Annotated in this window: 19 protein-coding genes and 1 pseudogene; 4 read left to right on the top strand and 16 right to left on the bottom strand. The window is 67.9% G+C overall.

The genetic code is table 11. The annotated features are described in order from the left end of the window. The first annotated feature begins 44 nt into the window (after nucleotides 1-44). Nucleotides 45-1,982: an SPFH domain-containing protein gene (locus ACEN9Q_RS00420; RefSeq protein WP_495626995.1), complete on the top strand. Its 1,938-nt coding sequence runs from the start codon at nucleotides 45-47 to the stop codon at nucleotides 1,980-1,982. Here the strand turns inward: ACEN9Q_RS00420 and ACEN9Q_RS00415 are convergent. The 7 genes and pseudogenes from ACEN9Q_RS00415 to ACEN9Q_RS00385 all read right to left on the bottom strand — a co-directional run bounded on the left by ACEN9Q_RS00415 (nucleotide 1,942) and on the right by ACEN9Q_RS00385 (nucleotide 9,893). Then, nucleotides 1,942-3,420, bottom strand: coding sequence for a radical SAM protein (locus ACEN9Q_RS00415; protein ID WP_495626994.1), 1,479 nt, complete (start codon nucleotides 3,418-3,420; stop codon nucleotides 1,942-1,944). The two genes, ACEN9Q_RS00420 and ACEN9Q_RS00415, sit on opposite strands and share 41 nt — an antisense overlap. Next, nucleotides 3,417-4,214, bottom strand: coding sequence for a hypothetical protein (locus ACEN9Q_RS00410; protein ID WP_495626993.1), 798 nt, complete (start codon nucleotides 4,212-4,214; stop codon nucleotides 3,417-3,419). The genes ACEN9Q_RS00415 and ACEN9Q_RS00410 overlap by 4 nt, the downstream gene beginning before the upstream one ends. Continuing rightward, on the bottom strand, nucleotides 4,211-4,963 hold the full coding sequence (locus tag ACEN9Q_RS00405) for a prolipoprotein diacylglyceryl transferase (protein ID WP_495626992.1): 753 nt from the start codon (nucleotides 4,961-4,963) through the stop codon (nucleotides 4,211-4,213). Before ACEN9Q_RS00405 ends, ACEN9Q_RS00410 begins: the two co-directional genes overlap by 4 nt. Next, a complete protein-coding gene (locus ACEN9Q_RS00400) occupies nucleotides 4,960-5,199 on the bottom strand; it encodes a hypothetical protein (RefSeq protein WP_495626991.1) in 240 nt (79 codons plus the stop codon). The genes ACEN9Q_RS00405 and ACEN9Q_RS00400 overlap by 4 nt, the downstream gene beginning before the upstream one ends. Before the next feature lie 45 nt (nucleotides 5,200-5,244). Further along, nucleotides 5,245-5,901, bottom strand: coding sequence for an orotate phosphoribosyltransferase (pyrE, locus tag ACEN9Q_RS00395; protein ID WP_056448283.1), 657 nt, complete (start codon nucleotides 5,899-5,901; stop codon nucleotides 5,245-5,247). A 240-nt stretch (nucleotides 5,902-6,141) separates the two neighbouring features. Further along, nucleotides 6,142-7,209 (bottom strand): annotated as a pseudogene (locus ACEN9Q_RS00390) (MEDS domain-containing protein); the annotation flags it as partial. A gap of 131 nt (nucleotides 7,210-7,340) precedes the next feature. Continuing rightward, the gene (locus ACEN9Q_RS00385; protein ID WP_495626990.1) at nucleotides 7,341-9,893 is read right to left on the bottom strand and encodes an ATP-binding protein; all 2,553 of its coding nucleotides are present in this window, start codon (nucleotides 9,891-9,893) and stop codon (nucleotides 7,341-7,343) included. Between the two features lie 225 nt (nucleotides 9,894-10,118). On the opposite strand from ACEN9Q_RS00385, the gene ACEN9Q_RS00380 reads away from it, so the two are divergent. Together ACEN9Q_RS00380 and ACEN9Q_RS00375 are read left to right on the top strand one after the other, a co-directional pair. Further along, a complete protein-coding gene (locus ACEN9Q_RS00380; protein ID WP_495626989.1) occupies nucleotides 10,119-10,889 on the top strand; it encodes an exodeoxyribonuclease III in 771 nt (256 codons plus the stop codon). Between the two features lie 159 nt (nucleotides 10,890-11,048). Next, entirely contained in the window at nucleotides 11,049-15,881 is a 4,833-nt protein-coding gene (locus tag ACEN9Q_RS00375) for an Ig-like domain-containing protein (protein ID WP_495626988.1), read from the top strand. A 138-nt stretch (nucleotides 15,882-16,019) separates the two neighbouring features. On the opposite strand, the gene ACEN9Q_RS00370 is transcribed toward ACEN9Q_RS00375, so the two are convergent. From ACEN9Q_RS00370 to gshB, 8 genes are all read right to left on the bottom strand, one after another. After that, on the bottom strand, nucleotides 16,020-16,961 hold the full coding sequence (locus ACEN9Q_RS00370; protein WP_495626987.1) for an RluA family pseudouridine synthase: 942 nt from the start codon (nucleotides 16,959-16,961) through the stop codon (nucleotides 16,020-16,022). A 6-nt stretch (nucleotides 16,962-16,967) separates the two neighbouring features. Beyond that, on the bottom strand, nucleotides 16,968-17,897 hold the full coding sequence (locus ACEN9Q_RS00365; RefSeq protein WP_495626986.1) for a M48 family metallopeptidase: 930 nt from the start codon (nucleotides 17,895-17,897) through the stop codon (nucleotides 16,968-16,970). A gap of 87 nt (nucleotides 17,898-17,984) precedes the next feature. Beyond that, complete coding sequence (gene metW / locus ACEN9Q_RS00360; protein ID WP_495626985.1) at nucleotides 17,985-18,605, bottom strand: methionine biosynthesis protein MetW; 621 nt, start codon at nucleotides 18,603-18,605, stop codon at nucleotides 17,985-17,987. After that, a complete protein-coding gene (metX, locus tag ACEN9Q_RS00355; protein ID WP_495628899.1) occupies nucleotides 18,602-19,711 on the bottom strand; it encodes a homoserine O-succinyltransferase MetX in 1,110 nt (369 codons plus the stop codon). The genes metW and metX overlap by 4 nt, the downstream gene beginning before the upstream one ends. 67 nt (nucleotides 19,712-19,778) lie before the next feature. Further along, a complete protein-coding gene (ptsP, locus tag ACEN9Q_RS00350; RefSeq protein WP_495626984.1) occupies nucleotides 19,779-21,530 on the bottom strand; it encodes a phosphoenolpyruvate--protein phosphotransferase in 1,752 nt (583 codons plus the stop codon). 38 nt (nucleotides 21,531-21,568) lie between these two features. Beyond that, entirely contained in the window at nucleotides 21,569-21,838 is a 270-nt protein-coding gene (locus tag ACEN9Q_RS00345; protein WP_322404258.1) for an HPr family phosphocarrier protein, read from the bottom strand. Nucleotides 21,839-21,901: 63 nt separating this feature from the next. Continuing rightward, complete coding sequence (locus tag ACEN9Q_RS00340) at nucleotides 21,902-22,306, bottom strand: PTS sugar transporter subunit IIA (RefSeq protein WP_056448179.1); 405 nt, start codon at nucleotides 22,304-22,306, stop codon at nucleotides 21,902-21,904. A 4-nt stretch (nucleotides 22,307-22,310) separates the two neighbouring features. Continuing rightward, nucleotides 22,311-23,258 (bottom strand): glutathione synthase, encoded by a 948-nt coding sequence (gene gshB, locus ACEN9Q_RS00335; RefSeq protein ID WP_495626983.1) that lies wholly within the window; start codon nucleotides 23,256-23,258, stop codon nucleotides 22,311-22,313. Between the two features lie 190 nt (nucleotides 23,259-23,448). Here gshB and ACEN9Q_RS00330 point away from each other — a divergent pair, with 190 nt between their 5' ends. Further along, nucleotides 23,449-24,165 carry a class I SAM-dependent methyltransferase gene (locus tag ACEN9Q_RS00330; RefSeq protein WP_495626982.1) on the top strand — a complete coding sequence of 239 codons (717 nt, stop codon included), beginning with the start codon at nucleotides 23,449-23,451 and terminating at the stop codon, nucleotides 24,163-24,165. Nucleotides 24,166-24,245: 80 nt separating this feature from the next. Here ACEN9Q_RS00330 and gshA read toward each other — a convergent pair whose 3' ends face one another. After that, nucleotides 24,246-25,547, bottom strand: a complete 1,302-nt coding sequence (gene gshA, locus ACEN9Q_RS00325; protein WP_495626981.1) for a glutamate--cysteine ligase — start codon at nucleotides 25,545-25,547, stop codon at nucleotides 24,246-24,248. Nucleotides 25,548-25,643 lie beyond the last annotated feature (96 nt).

Here is a 25,643-nt window from a genome sequence, read left to right as displayed (position 1 = left end):
GCCCGCTACGCTGATCTCGTCATCATTCGTCGAAAGGACGTCATATGTTCGAGATCATCGCCGTCGCAGCCGCGGGGCTGCTCGCCGCCGCCATCCTGGTGTTCGTGCGCAGCTGCGTGGTCTACATCCCCAACGACAAGATCGGGGTCGTGGAAAAGAAATGGTCGGGCCGGGGCTCCGTGCGCGCCGGCTTCATCGCGCTGCAGGGCGAGGCGGGCTTCCAGCCGGACCTGCTGCGCGGCGGCTTCCACTTCTTCGCGCCGTTCCAGTACCGGGTGCACCGCGAGAACCTCGTGACCATCCAGCAGGGCACCCTCGCCTACGTGTTCGCGCGCGACGGCCTGCCGATGGCGCCGAGCCAGAACCTCGGCTGCAACAAGGTCGCCGCCGATTTCACCGACGTCGCCGCGTTCCTCGCGCAAGGCGGCCAGAAAGGCTTGCAGCGCAAGATCCTGCGTGAGGGCACGTATGCCATCAACCTCGCGCAATTCGTCGTGCTGGCCGAGGACCGCGTGTACGCACTGGCGCTGCCGGGCGACGCCAACGTCGATGCCAAGGGCGGGATCGGCGGCATCCTCGCCGCCGTCCACGACGACCTCGTCGCCCGCGGCGGTTTCCGCCCGCTCGTGATCCGCGAAGACAAGCTGGCGGTCGTCACGACGCACGAGGGCCAGTCGCTGCCGGAAGGGACGATCGTCGCCCCCATCGTCGGCGCCGATCCGGCCGACGCGGCGCGCTATCACCACGATTACCAGAACCCGGAAACGTTCATCGACGCCGGCGGCTACAAGGGCCGCCAGCTGCAGGTGCTCGTCGAAGGCACGTACTACCTGAACGCGCGCTTCGCGTCGTGGGAGATCGTGCCGAAGACCGAGGTGCCGGTGGGCTTCGTCGGCGTCGTCGTGTCGTACACCGGCAAGGCCGGCACGGACCAGACAGGCGACGACTACCGCCACGGCGAGCTCGTGGCCACCGACGAGAAAGGCGTGCAGGCGACGCCCCTCCTGCCCGGCAAGTACGCGCTGAACCCGTACGCGAAGCGCGTGATCGAAGTGCCGACGACGAACTTCATCCTGAAATGGCAGGCCGGCGCCATCGGCTCGCATGAGCTGGACAAGCATCTGTCCGAAGTCTCGCTGATCACGAAGGATGCGTTCGAGCCGGACCTGCCGCTGTCGGTCGTCGTCAACATCGACTACAAGATGGCGCCGCTCGTGATCCAGCGCTTCGGCGACATCCGCAAGCTGGTCGAGCAGACCCTCGATCCTATGGTCGCCGCATATTTTAAAAACGTCGGCCAGCGCAAGACGCTCATCGAGCTGCTGCAGGAACGCTCGGATATCCAGGAACGCGCGATGGCGGAAATGCGCCGCAACTTCGAGGGCTATAACCTGACCCTGAACGAAGTCCTGATCGGCACGCCGCGCGCCAAGGAAGGCGACACGCAGATCGAGACGATCCTGCGCCAGCTGCGCGAACGGCAGGTCTCGCGCGAGCAGCTGGAGACCTACCGCACCAAGGAAGCGGCCGCGCAGCAGGAACGCATCCTGCGCGAAGCGGAGGCGCGCGCCAAGCAGCAGACGTCGATCACGGAATCGGAACTCGCGGTGCGCATCGCCGAGAACCAGGGCAGCGCCGCCGTGCAGAAGGCCATCAAGGCGGCCGAGGAAGCGCGCCAGAACGCGGCCGGCGCCGCCGACGCCAAGCGCCGCCTGGCCGAGGCGGAAGCGTTCCAGCTGGAAGCCGTCGGCCAGGCGCAGGCCAAGGCGACGGAACTGAACGTGGCGGCCTACGGTGGGCCGGAACTCCAGTTCCAGCAGACCGTCCTGCTGCGCTTCGCCGAAGCGATCGAGCGGGGCCAGGTGGCGCTCGTGCCGTCGATCCAGGTGGGCGCGAGCGACGGCCGCGGCACGGCGCTCGACGCCTTCCTGGCGATGGCCGTCAAGCAGCAGATGGCGGCGCCGGCACCAGCGGTATCGTAGGCCTCTCGCGCCGGCGCGCGAAGTCGGCCGCGATGCCGGCGCGGATGTGTTCCAGCCTGCGCCCGTCGCGGTACAGCAGGTTGTAGCTCTCGAACGGGACGAGGCGGCCGTCCGGCAGCGCGAAGTGGATGCACGATTTCTTCAGCGCGCGCACGTCCAGCGAATACGCGTCCATGAACTGCACGATCAGCACGCGGAACACGTTGTCGTAACGGAGCGCGGACGGCGCGCTGATCAAGGGCAGGCAGCACATCAGCTCGGACAGGCAGTTGGCCTGCGATTCCGGCGAGTGGTTCGTCGAGAACAGTTTGAATACCTGGTCCTTCACGACGTTGCGCATCCCCGCATCGCGCTCGAACACGATCGTGTTGCCGCTGCCTTCGACGAGCGCCTGCGGATCGAGCCAGCGCGTGAGCGGCACGGTGCCCTGCTCCGTCTTGATCGCATAGGCCATCGCCAGCGTGTCCGGGTTGCAGGGCACCGGCACGACGTCTTCCAGCGTGAACAGGCGGCTCTGTTCGGCGATGCGGCGGCGGATCTCGGACACCGTCAGGCGGTGCAGGCGCGGGTCGTACCCTTCGACGCGGCCGGCGTCCTGGATCGGCTGCAGGGTCACGCCGCGCACGCACGGCTGCTGCAGCGCGAAGTCGATGATGTCGCCGATCTCGCCGTCGTTCAGGCCCTTCTTGAGCGTGACGACGAGCGTCGTCGACAGGCCGGCTTCATTGAGGTTGTCGAGCGCCTGGCGGCGGATGCGCGTGAGGTCCGCGCCGCGCAATTCGCGGTGGACTTCCGCGCGCAGCGAATCGAATTGCAGGTAGACCTCGACGCCGGGCGCATAGCCGGCCAGGCGCCGCACGAAACCCTTGTCCTGCGCGAGCACGATGCCGTTCGTGTTGACCATCACGTGCTTGATGGGGCGCGCCTTCGCGGCATCGAGGATGTCCCAGAACCGCGGGTGCAGCGTGGGTTCGCCGCCGGACAACTGCATCACGTCGGCCTCGCCCTCGTTGGCGACGACGGCGTCGAGCATGCGGATGACGTCTTCCAGCGGGCGATGCCGTTCGCGGTGCGTGCCGCTCTCCGCATAGCACACGGGGCAGTTCAGGTTGCAGTTGTCCGTGATCTCGACGACGGACAGGCACGAGTGCTGCATGTGGTCGGGGCACAGGCCGCAATCGTACGGGCAGCCGTATTCCATCTTCGTGTTGAACTGCTGCGGCATCTCCGGGTGCTTGACGAAGACTTCGCGGCACAGCCGGTAGTAGGCAACGTCGTCGCTGACGAGCACGCGTTCAAGGCCGTGCGCGCCGCACCACTTGTCCATGTAGACCTTGTCGTCCTTGAACACGATCTTCGCTTCGGCCGGGTGCAAACAGGTCGAGCACACGGAGGTCGTGGTGTCGTAGAACAGGTAGGGGCGGGATTTGCGGCTCATGGCAGTTCCTTGCGCGGCGGCGCCGGGTAGTCCAGTTCGGACGCGGCGACCTGGCGGCGCAGGTCGGCGGCCAGGCGCCCGGCGGCGGCGACCGTGTCCGCGGGCAGCGCGGCCGTGGCCTCGGCGATGGCCTTCGCGTCGCCGGTCAACGTCAGCAGCGCCAGCGCGTCGGTGCGCTGCGCGGGCGTGACGTTCGCGGACTTTGCCTGCCACGACAGGGTGCCCGCGTGCGCGCCGCCGCAGTGAAGAATGCTGCGCGCCTGCCAGAGGCGGGATTCGTCGCGGCGACCGGCTGCGTCCAGAACCTGCTCGACCCGCTGCGCCGGCTCGAGCCGGAAGTATGCGGGTCCGGGCCGGTACACGCAGGCTTTGGTCGCGGCACGTTGCAGTAATGCGGTAGCGCGGGCAAGGTCCTGCGGGGTCGTCGGGAAGTGCCGGTACGCGCCCACGCGCGCGCCGGACAGGATCGCGCCCAGCAGCGCCTGCGCCATGCCGTCGTCCTGCGCGGCCGCCTGCTCCAGCAGCGCCAGCGCACGCGGGCCGTCGGCCTGCCCGGCGCCGGATGGCGACAACAATGCGTATGCCAGCGCCGTGCGCGCCGCCGCGTCGCCACGTTCGGCCGCCGGCGCCAGCTCGGCGATGCGACGCTGGCGTGCCTCCTCCGCGTCGCGCTGCTGTCGCTCGTAGCGGTTCTTGTTGACCGCGTCGATGGCGACGCAGCCGGTGCCGCCGATGAATGCGAGGGCGAGGATCAGCATCCCGCCGCGCGCGCGGGAATCGGATAAAAACGTCATGTGCGGGCAAGCTCCCGGGATTGAAAGAACACGAACGGCAGATAGCACGCCAGCGCCAGCACGCACACCCACTGGATGCCGGACAGGCCGAACGCATACGCATAGGCCACCGGCTTGATGCCGTCCACGAACAGGCGCCAGGCCAGGTAGGACGACAGGTACAGCTTGAACGCGAGCCCCGGACTGCGCGCGAGCGGCAGGCGCGCGCGCCACAGCAAGGCGCCCACGGCCAGCACGAACAGCATGTCGTAGACCTGCGTGGGATGGCGCGGGATGCCGTCGCCGAAATCGACGCCCCACGGCACGCTCGTGGGCACGCCGTAGGTGCCGTCGTGCAGGCCGGCCAGGAAGCAGCCGATGCGGCCGACGATGGTCCCCACAATCAGGGGCAGGATGAACTGGTCGCCCGTCGACCCGCGGATGCCCGCGGCCTTCTTGGCGATCTCCACGCCGAGCAGGCCGCCCAGCAGCCCGCCGACGATCGACTGGCCCGACGCGATCAGGCGCCAGTCCGGATCGAGCCCGTGCCACAGGTGCGGCATCTCGATCCAGAACACGAGCTTGTTGCCGATGGCGGCGCCGAGGATGCAGCCGACGACGACGGCGAAGGAGCCCGGCTGCAGCAGCGCGGGCTGATGCGCGCGGCGGCGCTGCCAGCGGTACAGCTGCACGCCGCCGGCCAGGGCCAGCCATTCGAACACGAGGTGGACCAGCTGCGCCGTCGCGGCGGGGAGGACGGGACCGGTCATTCGGTGCCGGGCGGGCGCGTCCGCCAGAGGCCGGCGACGGCCTTCCAGCATACCCAGGCGATGCCGAGGCCGACGAGCCCGAAGCCGATGAGCATGGGCGCGAAGCCCCCGGCCTCGCCCGCGCCGCGGACCAGTTCGAACAGGCCCCCGAACGTGCCGTAGGCGCCGCAGACGCCGAAGCCCACGAGCACGACGCAGAGGATGAGGGTCAGAATGCCGCGGGCGACGTTGTTCATGGCAGCTCCGGAATAGTTGCTGCCATTACATCACAATCCGGCGGCTCAGGCCACGCCGTATTGATGGCGATACGCCGCGACGGCGTCCTTGTACTGGGCCAGCTTCGGATCGGCCTCCAGGTAGCCGAACAGGTCGGTGAGGCTGGCGATCGAGATGACGGGGATGCCGTAGGCCTGGCTGACTTCCTGCACGGCCGACAGCGGCGACAGCACGCCGTCCTTGCCGCCCCGTTCCATGCGGTCGAGCGCGATCAGCACGGCGGCCGGCTCGGCGCCGGCGGCGCGGATCATCGCGACCGATTCGCGCACCGACGTTCCCGCCGAGATCACGTCGTCGATGATGACGACCCGGCCGGCCAGCCTGGCGCCGACGATGGTGCCGCCTTCGCCGTGGTCCTTGGCTTCCTTGCGGTTGTAGGCGAACGACGTGTTGCGGCCTTTTGCCGCCAGCGCCACGGCCGTCGCGGAGGCCAGGGTGATGCCCTTGTAGGCGGGGCCGAACAGCATGTCGAACTCGAGGCCGGAATCGAGCAGCGTCTGGGCGTAGAACTCGGCCAGCTTGCCGAGCGTGGCGCCGTCGTGGAACAGGCCGGCGTTGAAGAAGTACGGCGACTGGCGGCCCGCCTTGGTGATGAATTGGCCGAACTTCAAGACTTCGGCTTCGACTGAAAACGCAATGAACTGTTGGCGCAGATTGTCCACGACACGACCCTCGAACTGTGAAAACCGGTATTGTAATCCGCCCCGTGCGCGCCCGCGAAGCCGGCTCTCGACCAGCCGCGCGATGCGCCGCAGCCGCCGTTCGGTGCGCGGGGCCCGCAGCGACCGGCCGAGCATGGCGAGGAATGCCTCCTCGGCGCGGCCGGCCGCCTCCAGCGCGGCCGCCAGTTCCGCGTGGCGGGCCTTGGCGCGCGCGATCTCGTCCAGGCTGCGCGCCTGATCGGTGACGTCGCGCGTGAAGCAGCGGGTGTAGCGCAGGCTGCCGTCCTCGAAGCAGGCGTTCGAGCGGACGACCACGTGCCGGATCGAGCCGTCCTTGCAGCGCAGGCGCGCCGGCTCGTCGAGCACCGTTTCGCCGGCCGCGAGCCTGGCCAGCATGCCCTCGGCGACGGATGCATCGGCGTGAAAGCGGGCGACGTGGTGCCCGACGTATTCTTCCCAGCGGTAGCCGAGCATCTGCAGCTCGGCCTTGTTGGCCCACAGGATGGTGCCGTCGGCGCCGATCTGGTGCAGGCCTTCGGCCGCGTTTTCCACGATGTCGGCGAACTCGCGCTCGCGCCGGAGCAGGTCTTTTTCCGCCTGCCGGCGGCGTGCCGCCTCCGTCTGCAGCGCATGCACCTTCTGCTCCAGCCTGACCAGGTTGATGTCGACGCTCTGCCCGGGCGGCAGCGGGGCGGCGGCGTCCGCGCACGCATGGTTGTGCTCCGTGCACACCTGCCGGAACACGTGCGCCACGTCGGCCGTCGGGAACAGGCCCCACGGATACGCACAGAACAGCGAAAAATCGACCTTGCGCGCCAGCTCGTTCCACAGCCGCTCCAGATGCAGTGCCGCATCGTAGCGGCCGCGCGCGCACAGCAGCGCCATCATGTCGCCGAACACGTGCACGGGCGCGCCGCCGGCGCACGCTTCGGCCACGATGCGGCCGACCTCGTACTCGAAGCGGGTCCGGTCCGGCCAGCCGCCCGCCATCAGGCGTGCCAGCGTCGTTTCGGCGTCGAGCCACACGATGTCCCAGGACGGCGGCGCCGCCCGCCCTTCGGCGGCCGCCAGCTCGTCCAGGCGCCGGCGCAGCGCGTCGGTGTGCGCGCCGGTGGCGATCACGATGCCCCGGCCCCGCGCCCGCAATCCCCGCTCGATGAAAGACGCGACTTCGTCGAGCAGCGTGTCGCTGTCGTCGTAAAAACGGACGAAATGCCCCGTCTTGCCATGTTTGCCGGACAACAGGTCATCGGTCTTGATCAGCACTTGGGTCTCTGGTGGGTGGAAGGATGCGTTGACGTCGCGCATAGAAACATTACAAGGATGTCATTCTAGCGAGCAAAACGACAACATTCGGGCAGGTCGTAATGGTGTTGATTTGGATCAAAACACGTTACGCCCGAACTTTGCGAAGTTTCCCACCGGCACAACACCGCCACTCAGGCGGTGCCGCTTCCCCCCGCCAGCCGCACCACCAGATCGGGATTGACCGGTTTCACGAGGTGCGCATCGAATCCGGCCGCGGCGCTGCGCGCGCGGTCCGCGGCCAGGCCGTAGCCGGTCAGCGCGACGAGGCGGCACGGGTGGCCGTCCAGCAGCGGACGCAGGCGGCGCGCCACTTCGTAGCCGTCGAGGACCGGCAGGCCGATGTCCAGCACGGCCAGGTCGGGCAGGAAGCCCGGTACGGCGGCCAGCGCGGCCACCGGTTCGTTGAAGACCTTCACCTCGTGGCCGTGCGCGGCGAGCAGGCGCGCCAAGGTGTCGGCGCCGTCGACGTTGTCGTCCACCAGCATGACGCGGCGCCGCTTGGCCGCCGGCGCGGGCAGCAGGCGCGGCCCGTCCGGCGCCGCGCTTGCCGCCGGCGTGCGCCGGGGCAGCAGCACGACGAACTCGCTGCCCATGCCCGGCCCGGCGCTGTGCGCTTCCACGCGGCCGCCATGCAGCTCGACGATGTTCTTGACGAGCGCCAGCCCGATGCCCAGGCCGCCCTCGGCGCGGTCGATGTCGCGCTTCCCCTGGAAGAACAGGTCGAACACCTGGGTGCGCAGTTCCGGGCTCATGCCGATGCCGGTGTCGCGCACGTCGATGCGCACGCGTGCGTCGTCCTCGCCGCGCGCGCGCAGCACGACATGGCCGCCGGCCGGCGTGTAGCGCGCGGCATTGGTCAACAGGTTCGACACCACCTGGGCCAGGCGCATCGGATCGCCTTCCCAGGCCAGTCCCGGTTCGATCTCGACGTCGAGCCGGTGGTGGTGGTGCTCCAGCAGCGGCCGCGCCATCTCGACGGCCTTGCCCAGCGGCTGGGCGAGCTCGACGCGTTCGCACTTCAGCTCCACCTTGCCGCGGGTGACGCGCGACACGTCCAGCAGGTCGTCCACCAGCCGCACCAGGTGCTGGACCTGGCGCTCGATGATCTCGCGCTCGCGCACGGAACCGGTCTCGCCGCGCATGCGGATCAGCTCCAGCGCGCTGACGATCGGCGACAACGGGTTGCGCAGCTCGTGGCCGAGCATGGCCAGGAATTCGTCCTTGGCGCGGCTGGCGGCCGTCAATTCGGCCAGCAGCTCGGCGCGCTCGGCGTGGGCCTGCTCGATCTCCTGGCGGGTGCGCACGTGCTCGGTGACATCGACGGCAACCACGACCATGCCGCGCTCCTCGCCCTCCTCGACCGCCAGCGGCTCGACGCTGAACTTGAGGAAGCGTTCGCGCTCACGGCCGGCGGCGTCGCGCAGCAGCACGCGCAGCTCTTCCGCGCGCGCCGCCCGGCCGCTGCCGTGGGCCTGGTCGAGCAGGTGGTGGATCTCGCTGCCGCGCAGCTCCGGAAACGCCTGCAGCAACGGCTGTCCTTCGATGACGTCGCGGCCGGCCAGCTCGCGGTAGCAGCGGTTGGCCAGGCGGACGACGAAGTCCGGGCCCATCAGCAGGACCGCCGCCACCGGGGCGTCGAGCAGCATGCGGTCGCGCTGCTCGAGCGCGACGTCGCGTTCGCGCCGCTCGGTGGCGTCGCGCGTGAAGCAGCGGGTGTAGCGCAGCCGGCCGTCCTCGAAGCTGGCGTTCGAGTGGATCAGCACGTGCTTGATCGAGCCGTCCTTGCAGCGCAGCCGCGCCGGATGGTCGTACAGCGTTTCGCCGCGCCCCAGCCGGGCGATGATGTCGTCGATGGCCGGCCGGTCGGCGTGGAATTCGGTGATGTTGCGGCCGACGTACTCCTCCCAGCCGTAGCCGAGCATCTGCAGTTCCGCGCGGTTCGCCCACAGGATGGTGCCGTCGGCGCCGACGCGGTGCAGGCCCTCGACCGCGTTCTCGACGAAGTCCGCGAGTTCGCGCTCGCTGCGGCGCAGCGCCTGTTCGTTGTCCTTGTACCGTGCCACTTCGGCGCGCAGCGCCCGCACCTCCTGCTCGAGCCGCAGGCGGCCGATATCGGCGTCGCCCTCGGCCGGCAGGACCAGCGCCGTGTCGGCGCAGGCATGGTCGTGCTGTGCGCACACCTGGCGGAAGGCTTGCGCCAGGTCGGGCGTCGGGAACGCATCCCAGGGATAGGCGCAGAACAGCGAGAACACGTGCCGCTCGGCCAGTTCGTTCCACAGCGCCTCGAGTTCGAGCGCGGCATCGTGGCAGCCGCGCGCGCACAGCAGCGCCACCATTTCGCCGAACGCATGCACGGTGGCGCCGCCGGCGCAGGCCGCGGCAACCGCGGTCCCGACCGCGGCCTCGAAGCGTGCCGGGTCCGGCCAGCCGTCGACCATGAACTGCGCCAGCGCGGCGTCGGCATCCACCCATGACACCCGCACGGCCGCCGGGCCGAGGCGCCGGCGCAGCACGTCGATGTGGTCCTGCGTGGCGATCACGATGCCCTTGCCGTCGGTGCGCACGGCCTGGCCGAGGAACGTCGCGACTTCGTCCAGCATGACGTCGCCGTCGTCGTAAAACCTCACGAAATGTCCGCTCCTGCCGTGTTTGCCCGACAGCAGATCATCGGATCTGATCAGCACGCTGGCTCCTTTTGCACAGTGAACGTGCCCGCACATCGGGCACAGCATTGGAGCTTAACATGTTGTGTGATTTTCTTAACATTTCTATCGCGCGGCACCCCATGTTGTCAGCGGTAACATCCGGCATGAATGTGTTGATACATGTCAAAACACGCTACACTGGCGCCTTATCGTGTGCGCCGCATCGCGGCTGCGCCCCGGCCCAACGCCCTTTCGTTTCTATCCATGCCAAGAATTATTTCCGCCAATTTGAACGGCATCCGTTCCGCCCACAAAAAAGGGTTCTTCAACTGGATCGCCGGCCAGAAAGCCGACTTCATCTGCGTCCAGGAGCTGAAAGCCCAGCAGGCCGACATGACCGAGGAATTCCTCGCGCCGCACGGCTACCACGGCCATTTCCACTATGCCGAGAAGAAGGGTTACTCGGGCACGGGAGTCTACAGCCGCACCAAGCCGGACGCCGTCAAAACGGGCTTCGGCTGCGTCGAATTCGACAACGAAGGCCGCTACACCCGCGCCGACGTGGGCAATCTGACCGTCATTTCCGTGTACTGCCCGTCCGGCTCGTCGTCGCCGGAGCGCCAGGAGGCCAAGTTCCGCTTCATGGAAGTGTTTCTGCCGCACTTGCAGGAGCTAAAGGCCGAAGGCCGCGAGATCGTGATCTGCGGCGACTGGAACATCGCGCACAAGGAAATCGACCTCAAGAACTGGAAGGGCAACCAGAAGAATTCGGGCTTCCTGCCGGAAGAACGCGCCTGGATGACGCGCATCTTCGACGAACTCGGGCTGGTGGACGTCCACCGCGGCATCGACCAGCGCCCCGAGCAGTACACGTGGTGGAGCAACCGCGGCCAGGCGTGGGCGAAGAACGTGGGCTGGCGCATCGATTACCACGTCGCCACCCCGGGCATCGCCGCCACGGCGCACGCGGTCTCGATCTACAAGGACGAGCGGTTTTCGGATCACGCGCCGCTGATCATCGATTACGCGCTCTGATTTACCCCCCGGCGGGGGGGATTTATCGCTGAGAATGTCGTAAAAACATCAACTTACACACTTTCCGAAGATTACGAGGTGGTTTGTTGATATGATCGTCCGCTAAGCTTTCCGTACGGAATCTTTTTCCACGGCGCCAAAAACTGTCCGCGAACGATCATGACCACTCAGCCCACCGCCCCGACCACCACCGCCCCCGCCACCGCGAGCCTCACGCCGCCGATCCTGCAACCCGGCATCAAGGCACTCGGCACGGCGCGCGACATGAGCATCGTCATGGATTTCAACACGGCGATGGCGGCCGGCAACGGCACGATCATCGTCACGGACGGCGCCGTGCAGACCGTGATCGACCGCGCGACCGGCCTGCCCACGATGCGCGTGGTCGGCGCGACCGACACCCACACGATAGCCGCGTCCAGCCTCGTCATCGACGGGGCCGAGGTCACGCTGCACGTCACGAACCTGCTGCCCGGCCACAAGTACAGCGTCGTGATGGGCGCGGACGCGCTGCAGTCGAGCGACCACGTGGCGTTCGGGGGCGTGCGTTCCACATCGCTGCTGTCGTTCCCCACGCCGGCCGCCGGTCCGACGCTCGTCGCCGCCGGTTCGGACGGCGGCATCCTCAAGGCGGACGGCAGCATCGCCGTCACGCTGAAGTTCTCGGAAGCCGTGACGAACCTGCCGCTGGGCGCCCTCGACGCGCCGCACGCGGCCGTCACCGGCGCCACGACGGCTGACGGCGGCATCACCTGGGTGGTGCACCTGGGGGCGCCGGCGGGCGCCACCACGGCCGCCGGCAACGTCCTGACCCTGGACATGAGCCAGCTGGTCGGCACGTCCGGCTACCACGGCAGCGGCACGGGCACCCTGGCCACCTACGCGGTCGACACCCAGGCGCCCACGGCCAGCGTCGCGCTGGACGGCACGCTGCTCGCGTCCGGCCACGACGCCGTCGCAACGATCCATTTTTCCGAAGCCGTCACCGGCCTCACGCCGGCCGCCCTGAGCGCCGGCCACGCGACGGTCTCGAACCTGCACACCACCGACGGCGGCACGACCTGGCTCGCCACGCTGAGCGGCAATGCCGCCACGACCGCGGGCGACAACGTCCTCGCCGTCGACCTGGCCCAGGTGCGCGACCTGGCCGGCAACGCGGGCAGCGGCACCGCCGCCTCGGGCAGCTACACGGTCGACACCCAGGGGCCGACCGCCAAGCTGGAACTGAGCGGCGGCGTCCTGCACACGGGCGGCACCATCGGCCTGACGCTGCATTTCAGCGAAGCCGTGACGGACCTGACGCCGGCCGCCCTGCATGCCCCGGGCGCGACGCTCGGCAACCTGCAGCACTCGTCCGATTACCTGACGTGGACGGCCACGCTCACCCCGCAGGCGGGCGTCACCGACACGACCAACGCGGTCAGCCTCGACCTCGCCCAGATCCATGACGCGGCGGGCAATGCCGGCAGCGGCAGCACGTTTTCCGGCAACTACGCCGTCGACACGCAGGCCCCGGACACGGTCGCCATCGCCCTCGACGGCGCCATCCTCGGCGGCGCGCGGAGCATCCACGCGACGTTCACGTTCGCGGAAAGCCTGCAGGACCTGCCGCTGGCCGCGATCAGCGCGCCGCACGCGAACGTCGCCGACCTCAGGTCGAACGACGGCGGCAAGACCTGGACGGCGACGCTCACCCCCAACGGCAGCGGCACCTGGGCCGACAATGCCGTCAGCGTCGACCTGACGAAGGTTGTCGATTTGGCCGGCAACAGCGGCAACGGCACCGGAACCGGCACGGCGTACACGGTCGACACGCAAGGCCCGGCCGCCACGCTGACATTGGCCGGCAGCGACCTGACGATCCGCTTCAACGAAGCCGTGACGGACCTGACGGCGGCCGCCCTGCAGGCGCCCAACGCGACGCTCGGCAACCTGCAGCACTCGTCCGACTGGCTGACGTGGACGGCGACGGTGACGCCGCAGGGCGATAACGGCGGCAATACCGCCAGCCTCGACCTCGCGCAGGTGCACGATGCCCTCGGCAACACGGGCAGCGGCATCATCACGACGTCCGCGGTCGACGTCACGCCGCCCACCGTGATGGACATCCTGTTCGACGACACCACGATCGGCCAGGCGCACGGCATCGGCTTCACGATCACGTTCTCGGAAAGCGTGAGCGGCCTGACGGCGGCCGCGCTGCAGGCCCCGCACGCCGACGTGAGCGGGCTCGCGACGCTCGACGGCGGCAGGACGTGGACCGGCATGCTCACGGCCGCCGCCGGCGCGACGAGCAGCATCGACAACGCGCTCGCCGTGGACCTGACCCAGGTGCACGACGCGGCCGGCAACGCGGGCACGGGCACCGCGACGTCGGTGTCGCATTACGGCCTGAACATGGAGCCCGTCGGCGCCACGGTCGACCTGGACGGCGCCGCGCTGGTCAACGGCGCCAGCGTCGCCGTCACGATCCACTTCTCGGCACCGGTGGCGGCACTGGACGCCGCCGCCATCAGCGCGCCGCACGCCACGCTCGCCGACCTGCACCACTCGGCCGACAACCTGACCTGGTACGCGACCTTGTCCGCGGCCGACGCGGGCGTCGTCGACGGCACCAACGTCGTCAGCGTGGACCTGGCCCAGGTGCACGACACGCTCGGCAATGCGGGCAGCGGCACGGCCAGCTCGGGCAACTACACGTTCGATACGGCGGTGGCCGGATATGTGTCCGGCATCCACGTCAACGACGCCGGCCCGTTCGCCGACGATGGCGTGACGAATGCCGGCAACGAATACGTCGAGGGCTATTTCGTCGGCACGCTGACCGACACCCAGCACCTGCGGGTCACCTACGACGGCCAGGAAGTCGACCCGTACGGCCTGCACGTCGGCACGCCGAGCGGCGGCGTGACGGCGTGGTACTACGCGAGCGAAGCCTATATGCCGGCGGGCGTGCACACGTACACCGCGAGCATCGTCGATGCCGACGGCCACGCCAGCGTGACGGTATCGAAGCAGATCACGGTCGACATGACGAACCCGCGCCTGACCGGCTCCCCCGACGGCAACGCCGCGTTCGACGTGGCGGGCAACCTCGTCCTCACGTTCGACAAGGCCGTGTACTGGACGAACGGCGAGGGTGCCTACGACGGCCTGCAGCTGTACGACCATGACGGCGCCAGCACCTATCTCGACCTGGCGGACGGCGACTTCTCGAGCGACCACAAGACCATCACGCTCACCGCCGACGAGCTGCACCTCGGTTCGGGCAACGACTATACCCTCTACCTGCCCTACTCGCTGACCGACCTGGCCGGCAACCAGGTGGCGTACGAAAGCATCGTGTTCCACACGGCCGGCACCTACGTCGACGTGACGCCGCCGTCGGCGACCGGCCTGGCGGCAGGCAGCGGCGGCGTGTACGGCATCGGCTCGACCATCGACATCAGCGTGACGTTCAGCGAACCGGTCAACGTGGCCGGCGACGGCACGCCCGTCCTCCTTCTCGACAACGGCGCCACGGCCACGTTCGTGAACACCAGCGCGGACCGGCGCTCCGCCGTGTTCGAATACAAGGTGGCGGCCGGCGACCAGGATGTCGCCGGTCTCGACATCGCCAACAGGGCCGACCTGGCCGGCCATTTCGCCGACGATGCGGGCCACCTGCTCGACCAGGCGCACATCACGTTCGGGTACCTGCTCGACGGCGACGGCTACGGCCACTCCATCCAGATCGATGCGCATGCGCCCGACGCCCCGCCCGCGCCGCACCTGGCCGCCGGGTCGGACACGGGCACCGTGGGCGACGACGTCACGAGCATCATGGCGCCCACCATCACCGGCAGCGGCGCCGAAGCGTGGGCCAGGATCGACCTGTACGCGGGCGACCACCTGGTCGGCAGCGGCCAGGCCGACGGCAGCGGCAACTGGGCCATCGATTCCGTCGTGCTGGGCACCGACGGCATCTATTCGCTGACGGCCATCCAGTACGACGCCGCGAACAATGCCAGCGCACCGTCGCAACCGCTGGCGGTCACCGTCGCCGACGCGGCGATCGCGATGACGAGACTGGACGCGGACGTCGACAACGGCCTGTCCGCGACCGACAACATCACGAGCCTCACCAGGCCCGCGTTCACGGGCACCGTGGCCGCCGGCACGACGGTGACCGTGTGGGACGGCAGCACGGTGCTCGGCTCGACCACCGCCGGCGGCGACGGCGCCTGGCATTTCGCGCCGGGCTGGGACCTGGCGAACGGCCAGCACACGATCACGCTGGAACTGGCCGACGCCAACAACAACGTGACGCCGCGCGAGCTGTCGGCGCCGTACACCTTCACGATCGACGCCGTCGCCCCCTACGCGCCCGGCACGCCGCTGCTGGCCGCAGGCAGCGACACGGGCGTCTCGGCCAGCGACGGCATCACGATGGACACGACGCCCACCCTGGCCGGCACCGCGTTCGAGGCCGGCGGCAAGGTCGAGGTGTACGACGGCGACACGCTGCTGGGCAACGCCGACGTCGGCACCGACGGCGCCTGGTCGTTCACGCCCGGCGCCGGCCAGGCGCTCGCGGACGGCGTACACACGCTCACCGCGCGCCAGGTGGATGCGGCCGGCAACCGGAGCGCCGCTTCGGCGCCGCTGTCGATCACCGTCGACACGACGGCGCCGACCATCACCGTGAGCCAGTCGTACACGAAATCGTCGGCGAACTGGCACAGCCTGGAATTCAGCGAACACGTCGTATTCGTGAAGAACAGCGCGATCGACGTGCTCGACGGCCTCAACGTCGGCAAATCGCACCATGCGTGGGACCTGACCAACTGGGACATCACGACGAACGCGCAGGGTGTGCAGAACACGCTGGAACTCAACCTCGGCACGCTGAACGGCAGCTTTCACCTGGCGGTGGCGGACAACGCGATCCAGGACGTGGCGGGCAACGTCGCCATCATCGGCACCTCGAGCTTCTCGGTCGGATTGGCCTGACGGGCGCAGGGAACCTGTCCCGGTTCGGAGGTATCCCGTTTTCGCACGCGTGCGCGTGGGCACGGGGTGCCCACCCTACCAGGACAGTAGGGTGGGCGGCCCCCGCCCACGCGGATGCATGCGCCCGCCGGACAGGTTCTACAGCGCCGGCCAGTCCAGCGCGCGCGCGCTGGCGAAGCTGCGCGGCGCGCCCGTGAGCGGGTCGTCGAACGCGATGGCGCGCGCCAGCAGTTGCAGCGGCGCGGAAAAATCGTCGCCCTTGCACGGCAGCGCGACGGGATAAAACGCATCGTTCAGGATCGGCGCGCCCAGCGCCGCCATGTGCAGGCGCAGCTGGTGCTTGCGTCCCGTGTGCGGATGCAGCCGGTAACGCGCGACGCCGCCGCGCGTTTCCAGAAGCTCGACGAACGTCTCCGAATTCGGCTCGCCCGGTTCTTCGCGCATCACGAAGAACTTGTCGCCGTCGACCATGCGGCTCCGGTAGGTGAACGGGAATTCCCGCCCTTCCAGCACGGGCGCCAGCGCCTCGTACACCTTGCGGATGCTGCGCTTCTGGAACATCGACTGGTACGTCCCGCGCGTGGCCAGGTTGTGCGAGAAGATGACGACGCCGGCCGTCTCGCGGTCGAGGCGGTGGATCGGCGTCAGGTGCGGCAGGTCGAATCGCTGCTTCAGGCGCACGAGCAAGGTCTCGCGCAGGAAGCGCCCGGTCGGGATCATCGGCAGGAAGTGCGGCTTGTCGACGACGAGCAGGTGCTCGTCCTGGAAGATGATCGATTCCTCGAACGGGATCGGCGTCTCGTGTTCCAGCTCGCGGTAGTACCAGATGCGCATGCCCTGGCGCACGTGGCTGTCGGCGCCGAGGCGCTCGCCCTGCCCGTCGACGACGTCGCCGCGCGCGAGGCGCTCGGCCCAGGACGGGCCGGCGACGTCGGGAAAACGCGCTTCCAGGAAGGCCAGCATGCCGCCGGTGCGGGTGTCCGTGATCCACAGATAACTGGGCGCCACGCCGTCCTTCACCGGCAGCGGCACGACGGCATTGGCGGCGGCCTGGTGGCCCTTCCTGACGAAACGTGCCATCAGTCCTCAACGCTGTGCGACGTTGCTGCGGTACGGCGGCAGGCTGTCGAGCGGCACGCCCTTGCTGCGCGCGTACAGCGGCAGCAGGACGTTCATGTGGTTCTCGATCTGCTCGATGCGTTCGCTGCCGCCCGGGTGCGTGGACAGCAGTTCGATCGGCGCGCCGCTCTGGTTCAGGACGGCCATCTTGTTCCACAGCGCGATGCCGGCGCGCGGGTCGTAGCCGGAGCGCGCGGCGATGTCCAGGCCCACGAGGTCGGCCTCGCGCTCTTCGTCGCGCGAGAATTTCAGCACCGCCAGCTTGCCGAGGGCGTTCGTCGCGCCGCGCACGTCCACGCCGAGCCAGGCCGACAATACGGTACCGCCCAACTGGCTGACGACACCAGCCGCCGTTGCATTGCTCTGGCGGTCGCGCCCGTGCTCGCGCAGCGCGTGCGCGATCTCGTGGCCCATCACGGCCGCGATCTCGTCGTCCGTCAGGCGCAGCTTGTCGATGATGCCGGTATAAAAGGCGATGCGCCCGCCCGGCATGCAGAAGGCGTTTACCTCACCGGATTTCAGCAGGTTGACCTGCCACTTCCACTGCTGCGCGTCCTGGTTCCAGCGGATGGTGTTGGGGATGATGCGCTTGGCGATCGCGCGCAGGCGCTGCACCTGCGGATCGGATTCGGGCACGAGCGCGCCCTCCTGCTTCGCCTTGCTCATCAGTGCCAGGTATTGCTGGGCCGACTGCTGGTTGACCGCTTCCTCGGGCGCGGCGATGTCGCGCCATCCGCTGACGATCCGGTTGCGGTTGAGCGGCTTGACGGCGATGCCGTCCTGCACGACCTGGCCCTGGTTCGGGCGGTCGTCCTGGGGACGCGCGGCGTACGCGCCCTGGGTGGCGGCGCACACGGCAAACAGCACGGCCGCGCTGCGCTTGAAGAGTGGATTCATGGTGTTCTCCTGCTGGGTTCTGACGACATCATGCCCGCGACACGCACGTATGTACAACACGATACGCGGGCATGCGAGTGCAAACGCTCAGGCCTTGCCGGCGAGATCGCGCTTGCGCAGGCGGAATACGGCCAGGCTGCCGCGCAGGTTCGGCAGGAACGACACCGGCCTGCCCTCGGCCAGCGCGACGTATTCCAGCACTTCCAGGCCGCATTTCTCGGCCAGGTCCTTGAAGTCGTAGATCGTCGCGTAGCGCAGGTTCGGCGTGTCGAACCACTGGTAAGGCAGCGTGCGCGACACCGGCATGCGCCCTTTCAGCAGCGCGGCGCGGTGCGGCCAGTAGGCGAAGTTCGGGAACGACACGATCGCCTCCTTGCCCACGCGGACGATGTCGCGCAGGCGCGCCTCCACGTGCTGCATCATCTGCAGCGACGACAGGCACAGGACCATGTCGAACGCATCGTCCGCGAACAGGCCGAGACCCTGCTCCATGTCGTGCTGGATCACGCTGATGCCGCGCTGCGTGCTTTCCAGGACCTTGTCGTCGGCGATCTCGACGCCGTAGCCGGTGCAGCGCTTGGCCTGTTCGAGGTAGCGCAGCATGGCGCCGTCGCCGCAGCCGACGTCCAGCACGTGCGCGCGGTCGCCCACCCAGTGCGCGATGAAGGCCAGGTCGGGGCGCAGGGTGCTCAGGTCTTCGAATTTCATGCGGCCTCCTCTGCCCAGATGCGTTCGTAGTAGGCGCGCACGATGTTCATGTAGCGCGCGTCCTCCAGCAGGAAGGCGTCGTGGCCGTGCGGCGCGTCGATCTCGGCATACGTCACCTTGCGGCGGTTGGCCAGCAGCGCTTCGACGATCTCGCGGCTGCGCTCCGGCGAGAAGCGCCAGTCGGTGCTGAACGAGGCGATCAGGTATTGGGCGCGCGTGTTTTCCAGCGCCTTGGCGAGCACCCCGCCATGTTCGCGCGCCGGGTCGAAGTAATCGAGCGCCTTCGTGATCAGGAGGTAGGTGTTGGCGTCGAAGTATTCCGAGAATTTATCGCCCTGGTAGCGCAGGTACGATTCGATCTCGAAGTCGACGCCGAAGTCGAATTTGTACTCGTTGCGCTCGGCCGCGTTGCGCAGCTTGCGGCCGAATTTTTCCGCCATGTCGTCGTTCGACAGGTAGGTGATGTGGCCGACCATGCGCGCCACTTTCAGGCCGTTCCTGGGCACGACGCCGTGTTCGTAGAAGTCGCCGCCGCGGTAGTCCGGATCGGTGAGGATGGCCTGGCGCGCCACGTCGTTGAACGCGATGTTCTGCGCCGACAGCTTGGGCGTGGATGCGATCACGATGCAGTGGCGCAGGCGTGCGGGGAACATGATGCTCCACGCGAGGGCCTGCATGCCGCCCAGCGAGCCGCCCATCACGGCCGCGAACCGTTCGATGCCGAGGCGGTCGGCCAGGCGCGCCTGCGCGGCGACCCAGTCCTCCACCGTCACGACGGGGAAGGCGGCGCCGTACGGCTTGCCGGAGGCCGGATTCGTGTGCATCGGGCCCGTCGAACCGAAGCAGGAACCGAGGTTGTTGACGCCGATGACGAAGAAGCGGTCGGTGTCGACCGGCTTGCCCGGCCCGACCATATTGTCCCACCAGCCGGCGCTCTTGGGCTGGTCGGCGTAGTGGCCGGCGACGTGGTGCGACGCGTTCAGCGCGTGGCAGATCAGCACCGCGTTCGATTTGTCGGCGTTCAGCGTGCCATACGTTTCGTACACCAGCGTGTAATCGCCGAGCACCGCGCCGCTTTGCAGAGGTAGTGGTTCGGCGAACTGCATCGCCTGGGGGGAGACTATTCCGATCGATCCCATGAAGACTCGTTAAATTATTGTGTGCTGCGAATGACTAGAGGGACTGCAGCTGCTCCACGGCTTCGGCGATGGCCGCCGGCTCCATCGCGCGCAGGATGCGCCGGGTGCGCGGCACGAGCAGCGCCAGGTCGCTGGACAGGATTTCCTGCTTGACGGCCAGCAGCTGGGCCGGATGCATCGAGAACTCGCGCAGGCCCATGCCCAGCAGCAGGCGGGTGAGCTTGACGTCGCCCGCCATCTCGCCGCACACGGCCACGTCGACGCCGGCCTTGCGCCCGGCCTCGATGGTCATCGCGATCAGGTTCAATACCGCCGGGTGCAGCGGATTGTACAGGTGCGCCACCTCGTAGTCGACGCGGTCGATCGCCAGCGTGTACTGGATCAGGTCATTGGTGCCGATCGACAGGAAGTCCAGGCGCTTCACGAACATCGGCAGCGCCAGCGCGGCCGCGGGGATCTCGATCATGGCGCCGACGTCCACGTCGTCGTCGAACTTGACGTTCTGCTCGCGCAGCTGGGCCTTGGCCTGTTCGATCATGGCGAGCGACTGGTCGATCTCGAACGCATGCGCCAGCATCGGGATCAGGATGCGCACCTTGCCGAACGCGGACGCGCGCAGGATCGCGCGCAGCTGCGTGAGGAACAACTGCGGCTCGGCCAGGCAATAACGGATCGCGCGCAGGCCCAGCGCCGGATTCAGCGCCGTGTGCTCGGTCTGGTCGAGCGGCTTGTCGGCGCCCACGTCGAGCGTGCGGATCGTGACGGGCCGGCCCTTCATCGCCAGCACCGCCTTGCGGTACTGCTCGAACTGCTCGTCCTCGCCCGGCACCTTGAGGCCTTGCGCGCCGCGTCCCATGAACAGGAACTCGGAGCGGAACAGGCCGACGCCGACGGCGCCCGCATCCAGCGCCGGGCCGCAGTCGTCCGGCAGCTCGATGTTCGCGAGCAGCGTGATCGGCGTGCCGTCCGTGGTGACGGCTGGCGTCTTTTTCAGCTTGAGCAGGCGCTTGCGCGCCTTCATCAGGCTGGCCTGGCGCGCGCGGTACTGCTCCATCACGAGCGCGCTCGGATTGCAGATGACGACGCCGGCGTCGCCGTCGACGATCACCCAGTCGTCCTGCTCGATCAGGCGCGACGCCTGGCTCATGCCGACGGCGGCCGGGATGTCCAGGCTGCGCGCGACGATCGCCGTGTGCGAATTCTGGCCGCCCACGTCCGTGACGAAGCCGACGAACGAGCGGTCGCGGAACGCGAGCATGTCGGCCGGCGAGATGTCGTGGGCGACCACGATCATCTGCGGCTGGAAGTGGTCTTCGCCGACCGGCGGCGGCGCCGGCAGCGCGGTCCCCATCAGCACCTTGAGCACGCGCTCGGCCACCTGCTGGATGTCCTGCTTGCGCTCGCGCAGGTACTCGTCCTCGATCTCGTCGAACTGCGCCGACAGCTCGTCGATCTGCGTGACGAGCGCCCATTCGGCGTTGTAGTGGCGACTGCGGATGATGTCGAGCGGCGCCTCCGAGATCATCGGATCGGACAGGATCAGCACATGCACGTCGATGAACGCGCCCAGTTCCGTCGGGGCTTCCTTGGGCAGCTCGGTCCACAATTCCTGCAGGTTGCGGTGCACTTCGGCGATCGCGTCCTGCAGGCGCTTCACTTCCGCCTCGACCTGCTCTTCCGGCACGAGGTAATGCTTGACGTCGAGCGCGGCCGGCGTGAGCAGGTGCGCGCGCCCGATCGAAATCCCGCGCGAGACCGGAATGCCGTGCAATGTGAACGATGCCATGGAGGGTCCCGGGTGACGTCCGCCGCGTGTATCCGGCATTACTCGCCTTCGCCGAATTTGTCGTTGATGAGGCCGGCGAGCGCCGCGATGCATGCCTGTTCGTCGGGGCCGTCCGCCTCCAGCGTCACCTTGGCGCCCTTGCCGGCGGCCAGCATCATGACGCCCATGATCGACTTGGCGTTGATGCGGCGCGCGTTGCGGGTGAGCCAGACGTCGCTCTGGAACTTGGCGGCCAGCTGGGTGAATTTGGCGGAAGCGCGGGCGTGCAGGCCCAGCTTGTTGATGATCTCGAGTTCCTGTTGAATCATATTGTAGTTGTCGTTTTCTCGTGAGATACGCCCGGGCCGTTTCAGAACGGCCCCGGACCCCGGTCAGGTGCCGAGCCGGATCCTGTTGTCCACCCTGACGGCGCCGTTCTGGGCGCCGGCCAGTGCCATTTCGACCACGACGTCCAGCGTGTCGCGCCGGTACGTGATCGCGCGCAGCAGCATCGGCAGGCTGATGCCCGCGATGATTTCCACGCGCCCGGCCTCGGCCAGCGAATTGCAGCAGTTCGACGGCGTGCCGCCCTTGATGTCGGTGATGACCAGCACGCCGTCGCCTTCGTCCAGGCGCGCGATCGCGCTCTTCGCCAGTGCGTTGATTTCGTTCGTGTCCTGGTCCGCCGTCACGTCGATCGCCTCGAAGCGCTCGGTGGGGCCGCGGAACACGTGCGCAACCGCGGCGATGAATGCCTGGCCCAGCGGCGCGTGGGTCATCAGCAGAATGCCTACCATTGTCTTAGTTTCCCGTTACCCGGTTTTCGATGGCATCGATGAACATCGCCGCGACGTCGAAACCGGTCTGGTCGGCGATTTCCTGGAAACAGGTGGGGCTGGTGACATTCACCTCGGTCAGGAAATCGCCGATCACATCCAATCCTACCAGCAACAGCCCGCGCGCGGCCAGTACGGGGCCGAGCGTTTCCGCGATCTCGCGGTCGCGCGCCGACAGCGGCTGCGCGACGCCGGTGCCGCCGGCCGCCAGGTTGCCGCGCACTTCGCCGGCCTGCGGAATGCGCGCCAGCGAAAACGGGACCGGCTTGCCGTCGATGACGAGCACGCGCTTGTCGCCCTTGACGATGGCGGGAATGTATTTCTGGGCCATGATCGTGCGCGCGCCGTTTTCCGTCAGCGTCTCGATGATCGAGCCGAGATTGAGGCCATCGTCCTTGACGCGGAAGATGCCGGCGCCGCCCATGCCGTCCAGCGGCTTGAAGATCACGTCGCCGTGCTCGGCGTGGAAGGCGCGCAGGCGCGTGCCGGACGACGACACGAGCGTCGGCGACGTGAACTGGCTGAACTGGGCGATGGTCAGCTTTTCGTTGTGGTCGCGGATCGCCGAGGGTTTGTTGAACACGCGCGCGCCCTGGCGCTCGGCCAGCTCCAGCAGATACGTGCCGTACACGTATTCCATGTCGAACGGCGGATCCTTGCGCTCGATGACGGCGTCGAATCCGGACAGGGGCACGATATCGGTGTCGCCCTCGCGGTACCAGTCGTCGGCGTCGCCGGTCAGCTGAATCTCCGTCGCCTCGGCCGTCACGACGCCCTCCTCCAGCACGAGGTGGCGCTGTTCGAAGGCGTAGATCCGGTGACCGCGCCGCGCGGCTTCGCGCATCATCGCGAAGGTCGAGTCCTTGTAGATTTTGAAGCCGGACAGCGGATCGGCGAGAAAAGCGATTTTCATGATGGTCCCAATGGAGGCAATGCCTCGATTTTAGCCGGAAACGCGGATGTTCGCGGAAAGGCGGCCGCGACTGCCGGACGAGTTGGCGAGGCAGCTTCCCATTGGCAAAATGTCATCTATTCAGCCCGCATTTGCGTACCCTCAAACGTGCCTCCGGCCCGCTTGGGAAGATGCGTTCGAGGAGGACACGATGAACGACCGTGCCGAGCAGGAACGCATCAACCAGGTCTACCGCCAATGGCATGGCGGCGCCGCGCTCGCGAAATATGCCTGGCACCGGCCCGACGTCATCCGCCAGACGGCGGCGCGGTCGCGCGCGCTGGCCGAGCTGCTGCCGCAGACGGTGGGGCGCGACCTGTCCGCCGTGCGCGCGCTCGACGTCGGCTGCGGCAGCGGCAGCTTCCTGCGCCAGCTGATCGACTGGGGCGCCACGCCCACCCACCTGGCGGGCACGGAGCTGCAGCAGGACCGCCTGGACCAGGCGCGCAGCCGCACGGCGCCGGGCATCCGCTGGCACCTGGGCCAGCTCGACGCCTTTCCCGACGCCAGCATGGATCTCGTGAGCGCGCACACCGTGTTTTCCTCGATCCTGGACGAAGACCTGCGGCGCGACCTGGCCGCCGAGATGTGGCGCGTGCTGCGTCCGGGCGGCTGGACGATGATCTTCGACTTCCGCTACGCCAGTCCACGCAACGCCCACGTGCGCAAGGTGACGGACGTCGAACTGCTGCGCTTCTGGCCCGCCGCCAGCCGCCACTACCGCACGCTGGTGCTGGCGCCGCCGCTGGGCCGCACCCTGGCCGCCCTGCCCTGGCTGATACCGGAAGCGCTGGCAACATTGATCCCGCCGCTGCGCTCGCACTTCATCTACATGGCGCGCAAGCCCGAGACGGACCGGGCGGAATGAATCAATAGATTTCCGGGTCCGAGCGCTCAAGCGTAGGGTGGGCTCCCCGAGCCCACCAAACGCATGCGGTCCACCAACGATTAATAGATTTCCGGATCCGGATCGGTCCGTTCCAGCTCCAGCGACGCCGCCAGCAACGCGAGACGCGCCACGACGCCGTACACATAAAACCGGTTCGGCGCGGCCGTCCCCGGCTTCGCCTTCAGGTCCGGCACGGCATGCTGCTGCGCGAACGCGAGCGGCACGTATTGCGAGCCCGGCGCGTTCAGGTTCTGGTCGACGCCGCGCTCCGCATGCACGCGATAAAAGCCGCCGACGACGTAGCGGTCGATCATGTACACGACCGGCTCCGCCACCGCGTCGTTGATCGACTCGAACGTGGGCACGCCTTCCTGGATCATCACGTCGGTGACGGTGACGCCGTCCTTGATGACCGACATCTTGTTGCGCTGCTTGCGGTTCAGGTCCTTGACCTCGCTCGCGTCCTTGACGGTCATGATGCCCATGCCGTAGGTGCCGGCGTCCGGCTTGACGATGACGAAGGGTTTCTGGTCCTTCATCCCGTATTCCTTGTATTTCTTCTTGATCTTGGACAGCAGCGCCGACACGTTGTCGGCCAGGCACTCCATGCCGACGTCTTCCTGGAAATCGACCTCGCCGCATTTGCTGTGCAGCGGGTTCACGAGCCAGGGATCGATGTCGATCAGCTTGCCGAACTTCTTGGCGACTTCGTCGAAGGCCTTGAAGTGATTGCTCTTGCGGCGCACGGCCCAGCCGGCGTGCAGCGGCGGCAGCAGCGATTGCTCGTGGACGTTTTCCAGGATGCCCGGGATGCCGGCGGACAGGTCGTTATTCAGCAGGATCGTGCACGGATCGAAATCGGCCAGGCCGACGCGGCGGCCGTTGGGTGAGCGCACGAGCGGTTCGACGACGAGCATATTCCCGTCCGGGAGCGCGAGCGGGGTCGGTTCCGTCACGTCGGGCGACAGCGAGCCCAGGCGCACGTGCAGGCCCGTCTGGCGGAAGATCTGCATCAGGCGCTGCACGTTCTGCAGATAGTACGGATTGCGCGTGTGGCTTTCCGGGATCAGCAGCAAGTTGCGGGCGTCCGGGCAATACTTGTCGATCGCGGCCATGGCGGCCTGCACCGTCAGCGGCAGCATCTCGGTCGACAGGTTGTTGAAGCCGCCCGGGAACAGGTTCGTGTCCACCGGCGCCAGCTTGTAGCCGGCATTGCGCAGGTCCACCGAACAATAGAACGGCGGCGTATGCTCCTGCCACTCGAGGCGGAACCAGCGTTCGATGGCGGGCGTGGCTTCGAGGATCTTCTTTTCCAGGTCCAGCAGGGGACCGGTCAGGGCAGTGGCGAGGTGGGGAACCATAAAAATGACGTCCTTCGGGCTTCTTGGCGATATGGTAAGCCGAGATTGGGGTGGTTGAACGTTTTTTAAAGCCCCATATTCATTCAGGCAACAAAA

The organism is Massilia sp. Masssp93 (assembly GCF_059491295.1).
This window is presented reverse-complemented; position numbering and strand designations above follow the sequence as displayed.